Here is a 16,762-nt window from a genome sequence, read left to right as displayed (position 1 = left end):
TAATCTATGTGTGACCAGCACCATGCCGATCGGCATATTTTATGCTCGCAATGCGATATGCTCGTGGCGTTGCCAGAGCTTGGTCACGGACATAAGGCTGCCTGCCCGCGCTGCGGAGCTACGCTGACGACCGAGTGGGACGCGCCAAGGCAGCGTCCTACGGCTTACGCGCTGGCAGCCCTGTTCATGTTACTGCTCTCCAATCTCTTCCCTTTCATCTCTATGAAAGTGGGCGGGATGGTAAGCCAGGTGGAGTTACTGGAAATTCCAGGCGTGATGTTCTCGGAAGATTACGCCAGCCTTGGCACCTTCTTTCTTCTGTTCGTGCAGATAGTCCCGGCTTTTTGCCTGGTCGTCATTCTGCTACTGGTCAATCGCGTCAGGATGCCCACCGCCCTTAAAATCAAACTCGCGCGGATCCTGTTCCAGCTGAAAAGCTGGGGGATGGCGGAAATTTTTCTGGCGGGTATCCTGGTCAGCTTCGTGAAGCTGATGGCCTACGGCGATGTGGGGATTGGCAGCAGCTTTATTCCGTGGTGTCTGTATTGCGTGCTGCAACTGCGCGCTTTCCAGTGCGTGGACCGACGCTGGACCTGGGACGATATTGCCCCGGCACCGACGCTCTCGCAGACGGTAAAGGTGGGCGTACCGGGTATCCGTCAGGGGCTGCGCTCCTGCTCCTGCTGCACCGCCATGCTGCCCGCGGATGTCGAGGTGTGTCCCCGCTGTGAAACAAAAGGTCACGTCCGACGCAAAAATAGCCTGCAATGGACCATGGCGCTGCTGGTGACCTCTGTCATGCTCTATCTGCCCGCCAATATTTTGCCGATCATGATCACCGATCTGCTCGGCGACAGAATGCCCTCGACCATCCTTGCCGGGGTGATTTTGCTGTGGAGCGAAGGGTCATACCCTGTTGCAGGCGTCATATTTCTCGCCAGCATTATGGTTCCGACCTTAAAGATGATTGCCATTGCCTGGCTTTGCTGGGATGCAAAAGGGCACGGTAAGCGTGACAGTGAGCGCATGCATCTGATTTATGAGGTCGTGGAATTTGTTGGCCGCTGGTCGATGATTGACGTGTTCGTGATTGCGGTTCTCTCAGCGCTGGTGCGTATGGGTGGGCTGATGAGTATTTATCCCGCTATGGGAGCGCTGATGTTTGCTTTGGTCGTCATTATGACCATGTTTGCGGCCATGACCTTCGACCCTCGTTTATCGTGGGATCGTGAGCCCGATTCAAGCCATGAGGAAGAGTAAGAGCATGGAAAATAAGAGTGGAGAGGCTAAAGTGCAGAAGGTCAGAAACTGGTCGCCGGTGTGGATTTTCCCCATCGTGACCGCGCTGATCGGTGCATGGATCCTGTTTTATCATTACAGCCATCAGGGACCGGAAGTCACGCTAATTACCACCAATGCAGAGGGAATTGAGGGCGGAAAAACCACCATCAAGAGCCGCAGCGTGGATGTGGGTGTCGTGGAAAGCGCGACCCTGACGGATGATTTAACCCATGTTGAAATTAAGGCCCGCCTGAATGCTGGCATGGAAAAACTGCTCCATGAAGATTCCGTTTTTTGGGTGGTGAAACCGCAGGTCGGAAGAGAAGGGATCAGCGGCTTAGGGACGCTATTGTCAGGGGCTTACATTGAACTCCAGCCCGGCAATAAAGGCGCCCAGCCAGCAAACTATCAGTTGCTGGATTCACCGCCGCTTGCGCCACCGGATGCAAAAGGGATCCGCGTCATTCTGGACAGCAAAAAAGCGGGCCAGCTCTCGCCGGGCGATCCGGTGCTGTTCCGTGGGTATCGTGTCGGTTCGGTTGAAACGAGCACCTTCGATCCGCAAAAACGGACCATCAGCTATCAGCTATTTATCAATGCGCCTAATGACCGACTGGTGACCAGTAACGTTCGTTTCTGGAAAGACAGTGGGATCGCTGTGGATCTCACCTCTGCGGGGATGCGCGTTGAGATGGGTTCACTCACCACGCTGTTTGGTGGGGGCGTCAGTTTTGACGTGCCGGAAGGTATAGATCTGGGACAACCGGTGGCGGAAAAAACCGCCTTCAGACTGTTTGACGATCAAAAAAGCATTCAGGATGCGCTCTATACCGATCACATCGATTATCTGATGTTCTTTAAGGACTCTGTACGCGGCTTGCAGCCAGGGGCGCCAGTTGAGTTCCGCGGTATCCGTCTGGGTACAGTGGGGCAAGTGCCTTACTTTGTTCCGGGACTCAAGCAAATGCTTGATGATGATTATCGTATTCCGGTGCTGATACGCATTGAGCCTGAGCGTTTAATTAACCAGATTGGTGAGGATCAGGATATTGGGGAGCATATCAGCGACCTGATGAATCGCGGTCTGCGTGGCTCGCTGAAAACCGGCAACCTGGTGACAGGGGCGTTGTATGTCGATATGGACTTCTATCCAAAAGCGCCACCTATGACGGGAGTCCGTGAATTTGGCGGCTACAAAATCATTCCTACGGTCAGCAGTGGCCTGGCGCAGATCCAACAGCGTCTGATGGAAACGCTGGATAAGATCAACAATCTGCCGCTGAATCCAATGCTTGAGGCTGCGACGGGATCACTGCATCAGAGCCAGGCGACGATGCAACGTCTGCAAACTACCCTGGATAATATCAACAAGATCACGGCCAACCAGTCCATGCAGCAACTGCCGCAGGATATGCAGAAAACGTTGCGTGAACTGAATCGCAGTATGCAGGGCTTCCAGCCGGGCTCAGCGGCCTACAACAAGATGGTGGCGGATATGCAACGTCTTGATCAGGTTTTACGCGAGCTACAGCCCGTTCTGAAAACGCTCAATGAAAAGAGCAACGCGCTGGTGTTTGAAGCGAAAGATAAAAAGGATCCTGAGCCTAAGAGGGCGAAACAATGAAAAAATGGCTAATCATCGCAGGCGCACTGGTATTAACGGCCTGTAGCTCTGGAAGCGATAACAAAAGCTACTACCAGCTGCCGTTAAGCGCGCAGTCGGGGGCGCAGAGCAGCGCCTCGCAGGGCAGCCGTCTGCTTTGGGTTGAGCAGGTTGCCGTGCCAGATTACCTGGCGGGCAACGGGGTGGTCTACCAGACCAGCGATGTGCAGTATGTAATCGCCAACAATAACCTGTGGGCCAGCCCGCTGGATCAGCAGCTACGCAATACGCTGGTGGCGAATCTGAGCAGCCAGCTCCCCGGTTGGGTCGTTGCCTCGCAGCCTCTGGGAAGCGATCAGGACACTCTGAATGTTAACGTGACGGGATTCCATGGCCGCTATGATGGTGCCGTTGTTATCAGCGGGGAGTGGCTGCTGAATCACCAGGGTCAGCTGATTAAGCGTCCTTTCCATCTTGAACTCAAGCAGCAGAAAGATGGCTATGACGAAATGGTGAAAGTACTTGCGCAGGGATGGGCACAGGAGTCGGCTACTATAGCAAGAGAGATTTCCCGCCTGCCATAAGTAAAATTCATCGACGAAAGCCGCACTCAGCTTCTTGCTGATTGCGGCTTTTTTTTCGTTTTACGTTCAGGTTGTTACTTGTCCCGCATCACACTTTTTGTACAAACGATCTTCCATGTAGCTCACAAATATGACACCCGTATGAATTTTGAACGTTGACGCTGACGCAGATTCGGGGTATTCGTTAACTGTGCTTGCACATATTGCAACCACTGTTTTCTTTCCACCAGACAAAAGAATGAGGGAAACGAGGCATGAAGAGACAGAAACGAGATCGCCTGGAAAGGGCTCATCAACGTGGTTATCAGGCTGGCATCGCCGGACGTTCTAAAGAAATGTGTCCCTATCAGGCCCTGAATCAAAGGTCCCAATGGCTAGGGGGCTGGCGAGAAGCCATCGGAGACAGGGCAGTACTTGCTTGATACCGTCTCTTTAAAAAGAAACCTCCGCAATGCGGAGGTTTCGCCTTTCTGGAAGGGGCTAAAAGCTGTTATCAGAAAGCGGAGGTATCCTGGAACAGACCCACTTTCAGGTCGTTCGCGGTATAGATCAGACGACCATCAACCAACACTTCACCGTCCGCCAGGCCCATAATCAGACGGCGGTTAACGATGCGTTTGAAATGGATACGGTAGGTGACTTTCTTCGCGGTAGGCAGAACCTGACCGGTGAATTTCACTTCGCCTACGCCCAGCGCACGGCCTTTGCCTTCACCGCCAAGCCAGCCCAGATAGAAGCCAACCAGCTGCCACATGGCATCGAGGCCCAGGCAGCCAGGCATTACCGGATCGCCAATAAAGTGGCAACCGAAGAACCACAGGTCCGGGTTGATATCGAGTTCTGCTTCTACGTAACCCTTATCAAAGTTGCCGCCGGTTTCGGTCATTTTCACGACACGGTCCATCATCAGCATATTTGGGGCTGGTAACTGCGGGCCTTTCGCGCCAAACAGTTCACCGCGACCAGAGGCAAGAAGGTCTTCTTTAGTATAGGATTCGCGTTTATCTACCATGTTCTCAGTAAGCCTTATTTTAGTGAAGGACGCAGGATAGCTAACACGTGTACGCTGAACAAGTCCGATCAGTTCGCACTAAACCAACTTAACCAGCGTAACGGCCACGGATAACGATGACGAGCATCCTGCTGTGTCGCCTGAGCTATACGTTCCTGAATGGTCTGCATCAGGGTTGTCTGGCCTTCGCCATCCCAGACCAGGTTTGTCAGTAAGGGTAGTGCATCCTCAACCCCTTCGATGGCCCAGACAGTGAATTGTTCCTGCTCTACCGCATCCAGAATCGCCTGGCTCAGGCTCAAATGGCGAGCGTTAGGTGCCGGAATAATCACGCCCTGTTTGCCGTTTAAACCGCGCTGCTGGCAGATTGCGAAGAAGCCTTCGATTTTCTCATTCAGTCCGCCCACCGGTTGGGCACGGCCAAACTGATCCACGGACCCGGTAATCGCAATATTCTGGTTAATCGGCACGTCTGCAAGCGCGCTGATCACGGCGCACAGCTCTGCCATTGAGGCGCTGTCGCCGTCGACTTCACTGTAGGACTGCTCAAAGGTCAACGAGGCAGAGAAGGGGATCTGCTGCTCGAGCTGAAGTTCAGACATCAGGAATGCCTGCATGATCATCATGCCTTTGGCATGAATGTTTCCGCCCAGTTCGGCCTTGCGTTCGATATCGGTAAATTCGCCGTCACCAATGTGTACGACACAGCTGATACGGGAAGGCTCACCAAAGGCGCGTGGGTGCCCGGGGAACTCGATGACGGACAAGGCATTGATTTGCCCGATACGTTCGCCTTCGGTCTCCACCAGAATCTGTTCAAGCAGAATTTCATCCTGCATACGGTCAGCAAGATAGCCTTCGCGCCATTCACGCTGGGCCAGCATCTGGCTCAGTTGCTCACCGTTGAACGTACCGTTGCCGCTGATAACGCCCACTTCACGCAGTTGTTTGCCGATCCAGAGCGGACAGAGCGGCAGGGTTTCCTGATCGCCGGTGTAGCGTACGGCCTCGCGGATTAAGCCCGACCACGCATCCTCGGCAGGTGAGGGCAGCGCAAAACGTTCCGCCACGGCCATAACCCACTGACACCACTGCGCCATGTCATCGGCATCTGCAATCTGAATATTGTCTTCAAATTCGCTGTAAACCGCCTGCTCCGCGAGTTCTGGCTCCATTTCCTGGAAGTCAGCCAGGGATTCACGGTCACCCGTCAGCACGACGGTCAGCGACAGCGGCATAGACTGAATGGAAACAGGCAGAGGACGTGACTCGTCGAAGCCTACCCAGTCAAAACGTTGCTGCGTCACCACCGTTTTCAGGCGCATCCACAACAGCGGCTGCGCAAGCAGTGTGCGAAGGGAGATGAGCAATACGCCGCCATTCGCGCGGTGTACCAGCCCGGGTTGCAGTGAAACATTGCCATTGAACTGACGAAGGCAGCCGAACAACTGTTCTGCTTCCACCCAGTTGGCGGTGATCACCTCGCCTTTTGCAGCGAACAATCCATCTGCCTGCGTGGCAGGTTCGAATGTCACGTCGCGACCGGCAATATGATACTGACCACCAAAAACGGCATTCGTTTTTGGCTGCAACTGGCGCATGGCATCACCGAGAAGCGTCAGATACTCGGCTTCTTCCGGGGCTTTGAGCAGCATGAAAGGAGATGTAGCCCATGGGGATGACATCTGCTCCAGCGCGTAATGCAAACGCGGTTGTGTCTCGCTAAGTATGAATTTGTGTTCTTTTGTGAGGTCTGGCTGTGCAAACAGCTCCTGATAGCTCTCGGTATCCGGAACCAGGTCACGCCATGCAAGTTTCGTAATGGTCAAAGTTGATGTTTTTTAGTCAGAAGTAAAACCGTGGAGTATACCGTAAGCGGCGCACTCTGCCCAATCAGGATTCGGGTTTTCGTCATGCGGATCGCCTGCGACGTTTCACAGGATATGATTTCTTTTCAGCAGATTGCCAAAAAACTGATATTCTGAACAGAGTTACACGGTAACACTGAGATCGCAATGAAATATCAACAACTGGAAAACCTCGAAAGCGGCTGGAAATGGAAGTACCTGGTCAAAAAGCACCGTGAAGGGGAGCTGATCACCTGCTACATCGAAGCCAGCGCGGCACAAGAAGCTGTAGATATGTTGCTGACCCTCGAAAACGAACCGGTACAGGTCAACGGCTGGATCGAGAAACACATTAATCCGGCCTTGTTAAACCGGATGAAGCAAACTATCCGAGCTCGTCGTAAACGGCATTTCAATGCCGAGCATCAGCACACCCGTAAGAAATCCATCGACCTGGAGTTCATGGTCTGGCAGCGTCTGGCCGGGCTTGCGCAACGGCGCGGGAAAACCCTGTCGGAAACGGTGGTGCAGCTGATTGAAGATGCCGAGCACAAAGAGAAGTATGCCAGCCAGATGTCGACGTTGAAAAACGATCTACAGGCACTGTTAGGTAAAAAATAAGCTTTTTACTTTTCTTCAGATAATAAAAAACCCCGCATGGCGGGGTTTTTTTATAAGACGATAACTTATGCCGCAGGCTGAGTTACAACGTCTTTGATACCTTTAACTTCGATCTCTACGCGACGATCTGGTGCCAGGCAGTCGATCAGTGCAGCGCGTGGTTTCACGTTGTCACAGGTAGAACCGGTAACTGGGTTAGATTCGCCCATACCACGTGGGGAGATCTTGTTAGCTGGGATACCTTTAGATACCAGGTAATCAACTACAGACTGAGCACGTTTCTCAGACAGACCCTGGTTGTAAGCGTCAGAACCGATACGGTCGGTGAAGCCCAGAACCACTACAGAACCGTCTTTAGGATCCAGGTTGCTCAGCTGGGTGTACAGCTGATCCAGTGCCTGCTGACCTTCTGGTTTCAGGGTAGCTTTGTTGAAGTTGAACAGAACGTCAGACTTCAGAGTGAAGTGCTTGGTCTGTACTTCTGGCGCTGGAGCCGGAGCTGGAGCTACGACTGGCGCATCTTCCTGCTGACCGAAACGGTAAGAAACACCAACGCTCAGCATGCCGTTGTCTGGACGAACACCAACGGTAGCACCGTCACCGATGTTGTTAACCCACTGGTATTCCAGACGGGTAGCGATGTCACGGGTCATTGCCCACTCAACGCCACCAGCGAATACTGGGGAAACACCAGTGTCGTGGTCGTCACCAGCGATGCTGTTGCTGGAGTCTGCACGCCATACCATGCCGCCCAGACGGGTGTACACGTCCAGATCGTCAGTTACTGGGTAACCCAGTTTAGCGGTCAGCTGTACGCCTTGAGCTTTGAAAGCGCCATTTACGTTGTCGCCTTTGTAAGGCATACGACCTAACCAGTCGTAACCCATTTCAAAGCCAACATACGGGTTAACCTGATAGCCACCGAACGCACCTGCACCCAGCTGGCTCTCGTGAGTAGGGCCATCGTTGTTCAGGCTGCTGTTGTACCAACCGGTGTCATGGAACTGAGACCAGCCCAGTTTACCACCTGCATACCAGGTATTATCTTTCGGAGCGGCCTGCGCTACGGTAGCGAAGCCAGCCAGTGCCACTGCAATCGCGATAGCTGTCTTTTTCATTTTTTGCGCCTCGTTATCATCCAAAATTTGCCATGAATATCTCCATCGGAGGAATCACGGTTAAATCCTTCACCGGGGGGCGTGGTCAAATATAAACCTACCGATATCTTCGGCTTAGGCCGAGCACCCCTGGCGATGTAAAGTCTACAACGTAGCTGAAAACTTACAAGTGTGAAGTCCGTCAGGCATATGAAAAAAAAAGTTCCGTATACCTAATATTTAACAATTTTTGAACGAATTTTGTGCAGTAAAATTAACGAGAACCGCGTCAGACAAGCCTTGCCGCAGTTTTGGCGCGTTGAACTTTTTTTGCATACTGCGGTCGAAAAAAATTCCAGGAAAACTCTTAAAATGACTCAATGGTACACATTTGAGTGAATTTTTAGCCCGGGATGTTGTCCTCTGCGATAGGAATCTCCACGAACTGGCCGCATGATGAAACCCATCGCGTTACCTTCTTCAGCCGCTTCAATCAGACGCAAATGTTCCTCTTGCGACAGATCCTCAGGCAACCACCCAATCACGACGCTATAGTTCCCGGTACGTAATGCCCGGACCATCGACTCGACCGTATCGCAAGGGGAGAGTTGATTAATCTGCATCACCTTCGCTAACGGCAGCCCAGCCGACTGAACCCATTCGCGACTTAATTTTTGCTGTGGCGTCAGCCAGAGCTGCCAGCGAGACTGTTGCCCGAGCTGCTGCAAAAGCGGCAGGAGTAAGAGTTGTGTCAACAGCGGCTGGTCTTCACGGTAAACCACTTCACTGATAAGCCCTGTCGATTCACGCCCGATAGAATTCTGCGCAGCATTGCCTGCGGCAGAAGTAGAAGGTGTTAAGTGATTTGCATAGCCTGAAGTGTACATATTCATTCCAGCCCTGTAGTTACTGTATGGATATACAGTAACCCCTGTATGCATAAAGATCAACCTCATTTTCGGAAAGCGACTCGCAAATTTCATCCATTCCTGGTGAACCTGAAAAAATCATCTTGCCCAACGGCAATAAGTTGCCTATTTTCCTGCTAACGGATCCGTTAGTAAGAAATATCGTGGTTACTGTATGATTTTTAATGGAATTATCATGAAAAAGATATCTTATGATCGGATTTATCAATCTCAAGAATACCTCTCTCCGCTGGGCGAAATTCATCATCGCGCCCTGTTTGGCGGTTATACCCTGGCCGTGGATGAAGCGGTGTTCGCGATGGTGTCTGACGGTGAGCTTTACCTTCGCGCCTGTGAGCAAAGTGCAAAATACTGTGTAAAAAACGCGTCCTCTTTTATGACCCTGATGAAACGAGGACGTCCTGTGCTGCTTAATTACTACCGTGTGGATGAAGGTCTGTGGCAAAACAGGGAAAAACTTCTTCAGCTCTCCTCGTTTGCGCTCGATGCCGCCAGGAAAGAGCGCTACCAGCGCCATCAGCGTAACCGGCTTAAAGATCTGCCGAACCTGACCTTTCAGATTGAGGTCCTGCTTATGGAGGCGGGCATTACCAATGAAGAGACGCTACGACAGTTGGGGGCGAAGACGAGCTGGCTGAAAATGCGCTCTAAGAATAAAGCGCTGAGTATCCGGGTATTGTTCGCGCTTGAAGGCGCGATTGAAGGGTTACATGAAGCGGCACTCCCGGCGGATATTCGCCGGGAGCTTACGGAGTGGTTTAATGCGCTGCCTGAGTCGCAGGGCCATCATTCCGCCAGGTAGCGATCTGCTGTCGCAGCCGACAAATTTCCGGCAGCAAAGCGATAAGCAGGCCAATTTGCTGAAGGACCAGCGGAGCTTTGTTGTCGGTGCCTGGATCAAGGTGTGCGATACGTTGCACCAGTTCATCCAGTGCCTGGTGAACCCGTGGCTCATCCGCAGGTTGATGATGAAGCGCATCATCAACGTAGCAAACGGCATCGTCCAGCAGTGCCAGGATGCCCGGATTCGTCAGTTTCTCTCGGTGGGCGCCAAGGGTAGAGATATAGCTGGTGAACGTGTGGTTCAGACACAGCAGGCGGAAGGCTGTCTCCCGGATTTCTGCCGTGGCGCGCGGCTCAGTTGACATATTCGAGACAACGGAAGCCAGCTCTGCGTCAGTGTTATGCGCATCGCGACGGGCAATCCGATAGGCCAGACGGTTATCGCGACCTTGATGGTACTGCTCAAGAATAGCGTCCAGATAGCGGCAGTTGGCGTTCATTGCTCTGTCGGACACGCGCGGTAAATTTCGGAAACGCCAGTCCGGCCAGATAAAGCTCACCGCCGCCCAGGCGATGGCGCAGCCGATAAGCGTGTCGATCACACGGGGGAGGGCCACTTCAAAGCCTTCACCCAGCAGATTGAAGCAGAGCAGAACCAGCAGCGTGATGAACATCGTGGCGTGGGCATACTGCACATTGCGGAAGGCGAAGAACAGTACCCCGGTAATCACAATCAGGATCAGTTGCCCTTCTACTGAAGGCACAAAATAGAGCACCGGCAGCCCGATGGCGACCCCGACTAATGTCCCGACAATACGCAGCGCGAGCCGATGGCGGGTAGCGTTATAGTTCGGCTGGCAGACGAACAGGCTGGTCAGCAGGATCCAGTAGCCGTGGTGCAATCCTGTTATCTGGATAAACGCGTAGCCGACGCACAGTACCAACGACATCCTTACCGCATGGCGAAAGAGGGCGGATTCCGGCGTAAAATGACGGCTCAGGCGCAGCCATATATCGCTGAAACCGTTGAGACTGTCGTCGGCAAGCTGGTTGTCAGCGTCATTGCCCGGCATCGCCATCGCCTGTTCAGACTCAATGGTGGCGAGCTGAGCATCGATGGCTCTCAGGTTGTTGAGCAGGAATCCCAGGGCTTTGAACTGTTCCGGCGAAGTTCCACTGGCCTGAACGCGATCGAGCGCCGCATCCAGGTGGCTGAATGCACGTTCAAAGCGAGGATCGTGCTGATAGGGCGTGCGCAGCAGTATTGAGCGCGCAAGTTGCTGGCAGGCCTGAGACTGCATCGACAGCAGACGCTGGAAACGGAACATCACGTCGCTGTAGCGGAATTTCTCGCGCAGGTCAGCGTATTGCACATGCGAGGAGCTGGCGCGCTCGTGAATATCCTGGGCAACAAAGTAGTAGTGCAGGGTGCGCCGGGTACCGCGCTGACCGCGATCGCCGCGCAGACGGGTGAGCAGAGACGCTTTGGTCTGATTCAGCGTGGCGACCAGTTGGCCATTTGCCAGCGCCAGATCGTACAGGGGCGCCTGGCTGTCCTCTTCGATATCCGGATCAAACAGCCGGGATTTCAGCTCCAGATAGTGGGCCAGCTGTTCGTAACTGCGGGCAATGTTGTCCTGTAAGGCACGAACCGGAAAAATAAGATGCCCGGTTAAGGTCAGCAGGTTATACCAGATAGCGCCCAATAGCAGCAGGACCGGTTGCTGATACCACTGATCGTAAAGAGAGACGCCCAGCATGGTGTAAATGGCAATCAGCAGGGCGCCAAACGCGATAGTGGCGTAGCGTTGCCCGAGGCCGCCGAGCAAAATGAAGCCGCTGGTGGACACCGTCAGCCCTAAGGCAAACAGCCAGGGCCACGGGAAAAGCAGCTCAACGGAGGCGGAAGCAATAAAGAAGCAGACCAGCGTGATGACCAGATTACGCAAACGACCGGCCAGGCGGTCGTCGAGATCCGCCAGCGCGCCGGCCACCACCCCAAGCGTGAGGGGGATGGTGAGCTTCACATCATTCAGCCACCACGGCAGAGCGACGGTGCCGCAGAGGGCGATAAATATCCTGACGTTATACAGCCAGTTACTGTTCCATGTATAGCGACGAAGCAGGGGGCTTAGCATGAGAGCGGCCAGTCCTTATTACTGAAAACGACGACGGGCATTGGCTTCACGCGCGGCTTGCGCGACTTCGACCGGAACCACTCGGCGTCCTACCGGCCACAGGGCGATGGTGGCAATTTTGAAATTTGCGAGGCCAACCGGAATGCCAATAATCGTAATGCACTGGGCGATACCGGCGAAGATATGCATCAGACACAGCCACCAGCCAAAGAAGATTAGCCATAAAATATTCAGCAGCGTGCCGCCGGTATTCATCAGGGCATTTTTTCTTTCCGGCTCCAGTTCATCCACGTGCACGGCTTCATTTCCATAAGGAACGAGGGACAGTTTGGTGATTTCCCAGCATGATCGTGTCAGCGGAAGGGTGAAGATAAGCACGATGCTCACCAGGGTGGCAAAAAGCCAGGAAAAGGTGGTGGCAAAACCGCCAAGGACAAAATTCAACACATTCAGAACGGTACGCATAAACCCTCATTTCCTTCGATATGATTAACGCCCGGTAATTGTAACGTTTTTTTGGGCTGGAGCACCTTAAAACTGGCAGTTAAACTGTCTGACAAATTATGACCTCGTGGATCCGGCAGGATATGGAACTGAAAGCAACTTCAATGGGCAAACGCCTGGCGCAGCACCCTTACGACAAGGTTGTGCTTCTTAATGCGGGAGTGAAAGTCTCCGGTGAACGCCACGAATACCTTATTCCGTTTAATCAGCTACTGGCCATTCACTGTAAACGAGGGCTGGTATGGGGGGAGCTGGAGTTCGTTTTACCGGCAGAGAAAGTGGTGCGACTCCACGGGACCGAGTGGGCGGAAACACAACGCTTCCACCATCATCTGAACACGCGCTGGCACCAGTGGAGCCAGGAGATGAGCGTGATTGCCGCACAGGTGCTGCATCAGGTGCTGGACGATATCGCGCTAAGCAATACGCAGCAGAAGTGGCTGACGCGCCAGCAAACCGCCGGGCTGCAGCAAAAAATCACCCAGGCGCTGACGGCATTGCCTTTACCGGTGGCGCGGCTTGAGGAATTTGATAACTGTCGCGATGCGTGGCGGAAGTGTCAGGCCTGGCTTAGCGATATCGAGAAAAGCCGTCTGGCGCATAACCAGGCCTGGACTGAGGTGATGCTTACGCAATATGCCGATTTCTTCAGTACGGTGGAATCATCGCCCCTCAATCCTGCCCAGGCGCGTGCAGTGGTGAATGGCGAGCACTCTTTACTGGTGCTGGCAGGCGCAGGGAGCGGCAAAACGTCGGTGCTGGTGGCGCGCGCGGGCTGGCTTCTGACAACGGGCGAGGCAGTTGCCGACCAGATTTTGCTGCTGGCTTTTGGTCGCAAGGCGGCGCAGGAGATGGATGAGCGCATTCAGGCGCGTTTGCATACCCAGGATATCTCGGCGCGCACGTTCCACTCCCTCGCTTTACACATTATTCAACAGGGCAGCAAAAAAGTCCCTGTTGTCAGCAAGCTGGAGAATGATGCTCAGGCTCGCCAGGCGCTGTTTATCAAGGCATGGCGTCAGCAGTGCAGTGAAAAAAAGGCGCAGGCGAAAGGTTGGCGTCAGTGGCTTGAAGAGGAACTCAACTGGGAGGTGCCGGAGGGCAGCTTCTGGCAGGATGAAAAGCTGGCGCGCCGGCTGGGCTCTCGTCTCGACCGGTGGGTAAGCCTGATGCGCATGCACGGCGGCTCTCAGGCGGAGATGATAGAAAGCGCACCGGAGTCGATCCGCGCCGTGTTTTCTAAGCGGGTTAAACTGATGGCGCCGATGCTGAAAGCGTGGAAAACCGCGCTGAAAGACGAAAACGCGGTCGATTTTTCCGGGCTAATCCATCAGGCCATTATCATTCTGGAGAAAGGGCGCTTCGTCAGCCCGTGGAAACACATTCTGGTGGATGAGTTTCAGGATATTTCGCCGCAGCGCGCTGCGCTGCTTTCGGCGCTGCGGGCGCAGAATAAACACACGTCGCTGTTTGCCGTGGGCGATGACTGGCAGGCTATCTACCGCTTCAGCGGGGCGCAACTTTCCCTCACGACGGCCTTCCATCACTATTTTGGGGAAGGCGATCGCAGCGATCTGGACACCACCTACCGCTTCAACTCGCGGATTGGTGAAATTGCCAACCGTTTTATTCAGCAGAACCCACATCAGCTGTCGAAGCCGCTTAACAGCCTGACGTCGGGGGATAAAAAGGCCGTCACGCTGCTGGCGGACGATCAGCTGGAACCGCTGCTGGATAAACTGAGCGGCTATGCGAAACCAGATGAACGGATTCTGGTCCTGGCGCGTTATCACCACCTCAAGCCGACGGCGCTGGAAAAAGCGGCAACGCGCTGGCCAAAACTACAGCTCGATTTTATGACCATTCACGCCAGTAAAGGGCAGCAGGCCGACTACGTAATTGTGGTGGGGCTGAAAGAGGGGAGCGACGGTTTCCCGGCACCGGCGCGGGAATCCGTGATGGAAGAGGCGTTATTGCCTGTTCCGGAAGATTTCCCGGATGCAGAGGAGCGGCGCTTACTGTACGTGGCGATAACCCGCGCGCGCCATCGCGTGTGGCTCTTGTTCAACAAAGAGGAGCCGTCGGTGTTTGTCGATATTTTGAAAAGTATTGACGTGCCGGTGGCGAGAAAGCCGTAACGCGCCGGGCAAATTCTGTAGGCCCGGTAAGCGCAGCGCCACCGGGCAAAAAACTACTTCAGTCTCTCCGCAAGATAACGCTGATAATCCGGGATCAAAATCTCCACCGGATCGTTAAACTGCGGCGATTCAATGATGAAATCTGCCGTTGAAAGATTGGTGGCTACCGGAATGTTCCATACCGTCGCCAGACGCAGCAGCGCTTTAACGTCCGGATCATGCGGAACCGCGTTCAGCGGATCCCAGAAGAATATCAGAACGTCAATTTTACCTTCCGAAATCTGAGCGCCGACCTGCTGGTCACCCCCCATCGGGCCGCTTAGCATGGCATTCACTTCCAGACCGGTTTCGCGGTGGATCAGGTTGCCGGTTGTTCCCGTGGCAGAAAGGGCATGATGCTGTAAAAGAGGCTGATGGCGACGAACCCAGTTAAGCAGCATTTGTTTACAGTGATCGTGCGCAACCAGAGCAATGTGCTTGCGCGCCGGAAGTGTGCGTGTTGTCAGTTCCATAATCTTATCCGTGAGGTTACCTCGCTACACGATGACGGGAACTGACTGATGCTGCAAGAGAAAGGACGAAAAAATATGGCTTACGACGAAGGTTGTCGTTTCGCCCATTGCAGAAAACGGGCGCGCGTGTCCGGATCGGCATTCTGGAACCAGAATTTGAGGCGTTGCTCAGTAAGGGTCTGCGACTGAGGAGGGAGTACATCCAGCTCCGATACGCCCGAAAGCAGGGTACTGTCATCCGCCATCATAGTGGCGAACTGGGGCAGGGAGGCGCGCCTGCTGGCTCTGTTATAGATCTCCGTGTCCGCTTCGTAATCTGTTCCTTTTGGACTTTTTGTCAGCGCCAGGATATCCAGCTTTACCGGGATGGGCATAGAATCCCCGTCCACCAGCTCAATGCGCGGTGAGGCATCAAATGCCAGTGACTCTTTTTCTGTTTCAAGGTGCGGGAGACGAAAATTGACCTGGCTGATGCGTTGGGTATTAAAGCTGACCACCAGCGGAGGCGAAATGTACACCTGCTGTTCGTTGTCGGCGAGGCGAATCGTCTTTTCAACCCGAAAAACCACCTGATGCGGGCCATTATCCAGCTCGATGCTGTCTGCGCCCCGCAGCAGGGAGCTGGAGACTTTTTTCCCGTCCAGCACCAGCAGGTCAATGTCGGTTGAGAGTCTGAGGGTGGTTGCGAAAACACAAACCGGCATGATTAACGCAACCACAGCCCAGACAATGCCGGTTTTCATAGCAGACTCCTGTAGACAAACTACCCGGTAAGAATGTATCAAAATTTTTCGATAAACACGTTTACTAACATATAGACATATTTTGCCGTTTTGCCCTCATACTTCTGTATGGGATGCGTGGTTGAGATGTCTGCTTTGACGTACACTTTGAAAAAAACCAGGAGGAACAGCATGAAAGAGAACGACATTGTCGAGATTCTGACGTCCACGCGCACTATCGCGCTGGTCGGCGCGAGCGATAAACCGGATCGCCCAAGCTATCGGGTCATGAAATTCCTTCTGGACCAGGGATATCACGTGATCCCGGTCTCGCCGAAGGTGGCGGGGAAAACGCTGCTGGGTCAGCAGGGCTATGCGACGCTCGCGGACGTGCCGGAAAAGGTGGATATGGTGGACGTTTTCCGTAATTCAGAGGCGGCCTGGGGCGTGGCGCAGGAGGCGATTGCCATCGGCGCGAAAACGCTGTGGATGCAGCTGGGCGTGATTAATGAGCAGGCGGCCGTGCTGGCACGCGATGCCGGGCTGAAGGTGGTGATGGATCGCTGTCCGGCAATCGACATCCCCCGTCTGGGGCTGGCAAAATAAAAAAAGCCCGCTTGACGGGCTTTTTTACACCTTTAGTTACGCAGTCTGGGCGCCTGTAACTGTTTGCGGATGGTCTGAGCAAGCTCGTCCATAGTGGGTTGTTCCGGATGCTCATCCTGTAGTTCACCGCTCAGCTGCGCTTCGGCAAGATAGGTATGGACAGGCTGACCATCGTCGCCCTCCATAACCACATGATACCAGGGCGCGGCGCGAAGCTCTGCGTCAACGGCCAGATCGTCTGCTGACGGTTCATCAAGGGAATACTCCGGGTCGATATCAACGACCACACCCAAATATCCAAGCAAGGTGTGGCGGACCTGCTGGCCGATACCGAATTTGCTGGCAATCATAGTCACCTCCCGGGAAACATTACATACACACTATG

At 53.9% G+C, this 16,762-nt stretch carries 17 protein-coding genes; 8 read left to right on the top strand and 9 right to left on the bottom strand.

Annotated elements, in window-relative coordinates; all coding sequences use genetic code 11:
- Positions 1-6: 6 nt before the first annotated feature.
- From pqiA to rmf, 4 genes are all read left to right on the top strand, one after another.
- Positions 7-1,260, top strand: coding sequence for a membrane integrity-associated transporter subunit PqiA (pqiA, locus tag L350_RS14010; RefSeq protein WP_032624521.1), 1,254 nt, complete (start codon positions 7-9; stop codon positions 1,258-1,260).
- 4 nt (positions 1,261-1,264) lie between these two features.
- Positions 1,265-2,905: an intermembrane transport protein PqiB gene (gene pqiB, locus L350_RS14015; RefSeq protein ID WP_022647653.1), complete on the top strand. Its 1,641-nt coding sequence runs from the start codon at positions 1,265-1,267 to the stop codon at positions 2,903-2,905.
- On the top strand, positions 2,902-3,468 hold the full coding sequence (gene pqiC, locus L350_RS14020; RefSeq protein ID WP_022647654.1) for a membrane integrity-associated transporter subunit PqiC: 567 nt from the start codon (positions 2,902-2,904) through the stop codon (positions 3,466-3,468). Before pqiB ends, pqiC begins: the two co-directional genes overlap by 4 nt.
- Before the next feature lie 254 nt (positions 3,469-3,722).
- Positions 3,723-3,890, top strand: a complete 168-nt coding sequence (rmf, locus tag L350_RS0122335; protein WP_003858162.1) for a ribosome modulation factor — start codon at positions 3,723-3,725, stop codon at positions 3,888-3,890.
- 71 nt (positions 3,891-3,961) lie between these two features.
- Here rmf and fabA read toward each other — a convergent pair whose 3' ends face one another.
- Entirely contained in the window at positions 3,962-4,480 is a 519-nt protein-coding gene (gene fabA / locus L350_RS14025) for a bifunctional 3-hydroxydecanoyl-ACP dehydratase/trans-2-decenoyl-ACP isomerase (RefSeq protein ID WP_000227926.1), read from the bottom strand.
- Positions 4,481-4,548: 68 nt separating this feature from the next.
- Complete coding sequence (locus tag L350_RS14030; RefSeq protein WP_032624520.1) at positions 4,549-6,309, bottom strand: AAA family ATPase; 1,761 nt, start codon at positions 6,307-6,309, stop codon at positions 4,549-4,551.
- Positions 6,310-6,495: 186 nt separating this feature from the next.
- Here L350_RS14030 and matP point away from each other — a divergent pair, with 186 nt between their 5' ends.
- Positions 6,496-6,948 (top strand): macrodomain Ter protein MatP, encoded by a 453-nt coding sequence (matP, locus tag L350_RS14035; protein ID WP_006809347.1) that lies wholly within the window; start codon positions 6,496-6,498, stop codon positions 6,946-6,948.
- A 65-nt stretch (positions 6,949-7,013) separates the two neighbouring features.
- Here the strand turns inward: matP and ompA are convergent, their stop codons facing one another.
- Together ompA and sulA are read right to left on the bottom strand one after the other, a co-directional pair.
- Complete coding sequence (gene ompA, locus L350_RS14040; protein ID WP_017694761.1) at positions 7,014-8,066, bottom strand: porin OmpA; 1,053 nt, start codon at positions 8,064-8,066, stop codon at positions 7,014-7,016.
- A 356-nt stretch (positions 8,067-8,422) separates the two neighbouring features.
- The gene (gene sulA, locus L350_RS14045; RefSeq protein ID WP_032624904.1) at positions 8,423-8,932 is read right to left on the bottom strand and encodes an SOS-induced cell division inhibitor SulA; all 510 of its coding nucleotides are present in this window, start codon (positions 8,930-8,932) and stop codon (positions 8,423-8,425) included.
- Positions 8,933-9,149: 217 nt separating this feature from the next.
- On the opposite strand from sulA, the gene L350_RS14050 reads away from it, so the two are divergent.
- Positions 9,150-9,776, top strand: coding sequence for a TfoX/Sxy family DNA transformation protein (locus tag L350_RS14050; protein WP_032624519.1), 627 nt, complete (start codon positions 9,150-9,152; stop codon positions 9,774-9,776).
- On the opposite strand, the gene yccS is transcribed toward L350_RS14050, so the two are convergent.
- Together yccS and L350_RS14060 are read right to left on the bottom strand one after the other, a co-directional pair.
- On the bottom strand, positions 9,733-11,895 hold the full coding sequence (yccS, locus tag L350_RS14055) for a YccS family putative transporter (protein ID WP_023299744.1): 2,163 nt from the start codon (positions 11,893-11,895) through the stop codon (positions 9,733-9,735). The two genes, L350_RS14050 and yccS, sit on opposite strands and share 44 nt — an antisense overlap.
- 18 nt (positions 11,896-11,913) lie before the next feature.
- Positions 11,914-12,360, bottom strand: a complete 447-nt coding sequence (locus L350_RS14060) for a YccF domain-containing protein (RefSeq protein ID WP_032624518.1) — start codon at positions 12,358-12,360, stop codon at positions 11,914-11,916.
- A gap of 122 nt (positions 12,361-12,482) precedes the next feature.
- Between L350_RS14060 and helD the strand changes: the two genes are divergently transcribed.
- The gene (gene helD / locus L350_RS14065) at positions 12,483-14,537 is read left to right on the top strand and encodes a DNA helicase IV (protein WP_032624517.1); all 2,055 of its coding nucleotides are present in this window, start codon (positions 12,483-12,485) and stop codon (positions 14,535-14,537) included.
- Between the two features lie 53 nt (positions 14,538-14,590).
- Here helD and mgsA read toward each other — a convergent pair whose 3' ends face one another.
- A complete protein-coding gene (gene mgsA / locus L350_RS14070) occupies positions 14,591-15,049 on the bottom strand; it encodes a methylglyoxal synthase (protein WP_003858146.1) in 459 nt (152 codons plus the stop codon).
- Between the two features lie 80 nt (positions 15,050-15,129).
- On the bottom strand, positions 15,130-15,792 hold the full coding sequence (csgI, locus tag L350_RS14075) for a curli synthesis inhibitor (RefSeq protein WP_032624516.1): 663 nt from the start codon (positions 15,790-15,792) through the stop codon (positions 15,130-15,132).
- Between the two features lie 171 nt (positions 15,793-15,963).
- Here csgI and L350_RS14080 point away from each other — a divergent pair, with 171 nt between their 5' ends.
- A complete protein-coding gene (locus tag L350_RS14080) occupies positions 15,964-16,377 on the top strand; it encodes a CoA-binding protein (RefSeq protein WP_032624515.1) in 414 nt (137 codons plus the stop codon).
- 32 nt (positions 16,378-16,409) lie between these two features.
- On the opposite strand, the gene hspQ is transcribed toward L350_RS14080, so the two are convergent.
- Positions 16,410-16,727: a heat shock protein HspQ gene (gene hspQ / locus L350_RS14085; protein WP_003858136.1), complete on the bottom strand. Its 318-nt coding sequence runs from the start codon at positions 16,725-16,727 to the stop codon at positions 16,410-16,412.
- Positions 16,728-16,762: the final 35 nt, after the last annotated feature.

The sequence above is a fragment of the Enterobacter sp. MGH 4 genome (genome assembly GCF_000534735.1).
GTDB lineage: Bacteria > Pseudomonadota > Gammaproteobacteria > Enterobacterales > Enterobacteriaceae > Enterobacter > Enterobacter intestinihominis.
Note: the sequence above shows the minus strand (reverse complement) of the source record. Positions and strands in the feature narration are given on the sequence as shown.

Coding starts and splice junctions, on each gene's coding strand:
- pqiC (WP_022647654.1), top strand. CDS start 2,902: ATGAAAAAATGGCTAATCATCGCAGGCGCACTGGTATTAACGGCCTGT.
- helD (WP_032624517.1), top strand. CDS start 12,483: ATGGAACTGAAAGCAACTTCAATGGGCAAACGCCTGGCGCAGCACCCT.
- hspQ (WP_003858136.1), bottom strand. CDS start 16,727: ATGATTGCCAGCAAATTCGGTATCGGCCAGCAGGTCCGCCACACCTTG.
- sulA (WP_032624904.1), bottom strand. CDS start 8,932: ATGTACACTTCAGGCTATGCAAATCACTTAACACCTTCTACTTCTGCC.
- matP (WP_006809347.1), top strand. CDS start 6,496: ATGAAATATCAACAACTGGAAAACCTCGAAAGCGGCTGGAAATGGAAG.
- mgsA (WP_003858146.1), bottom strand. CDS start 15,049: ATGGAACTGACAACACGCACACTTCCGGCGCGCAAGCACATTGCTCTG.
- rmf (WP_003858162.1), top strand. CDS start 3,723: ATGAAGAGACAGAAACGAGATCGCCTGGAAAGGGCTCATCAACGTGGT.
- fabA (WP_000227926.1), bottom strand. CDS start 4,480: ATGGTAGATAAACGCGAATCCTATACTAAAGAAGACCTTCTTGCCTCT.
- L350_RS14050 (WP_032624519.1), top strand. CDS start 9,150: ATGAAAAAGATATCTTATGATCGGATTTATCAATCTCAAGAATACCTC.
- yccS (WP_023299744.1), bottom strand. CDS start 11,895: ATGCTAAGCCCCCTGCTTCGTCGCTATACATGGAACAGTAACTGGCTG.
- L350_RS14080 (WP_032624515.1), top strand. CDS start 15,964: ATGAAAGAGAACGACATTGTCGAGATTCTGACGTCCACGCGCACTATC.
- L350_RS14060 (WP_032624518.1), bottom strand. CDS start 12,360: ATGCGTACCGTTCTGAATGTGTTGAATTTTGTCCTTGGCGGTTTTGCC.
- ompA (WP_017694761.1), bottom strand. CDS start 8,066: ATGAAAAAGACAGCTATCGCGATTGCAGTGGCACTGGCTGGCTTCGCT.
- csgI (WP_032624516.1), bottom strand. CDS start 15,792: ATGAAAACCGGCATTGTCTGGGCTGTGGTTGCGTTAATCATGCCGGTT.
- pqiA (WP_032624521.1), top strand. CDS start 7: ATGTGTGACCAGCACCATGCCGATCGGCATATTTTATGCTCGCAATGC.
- pqiB (WP_022647653.1), top strand. CDS start 1,265: ATGGAAAATAAGAGTGGAGAGGCTAAAGTGCAGAAGGTCAGAAACTGG.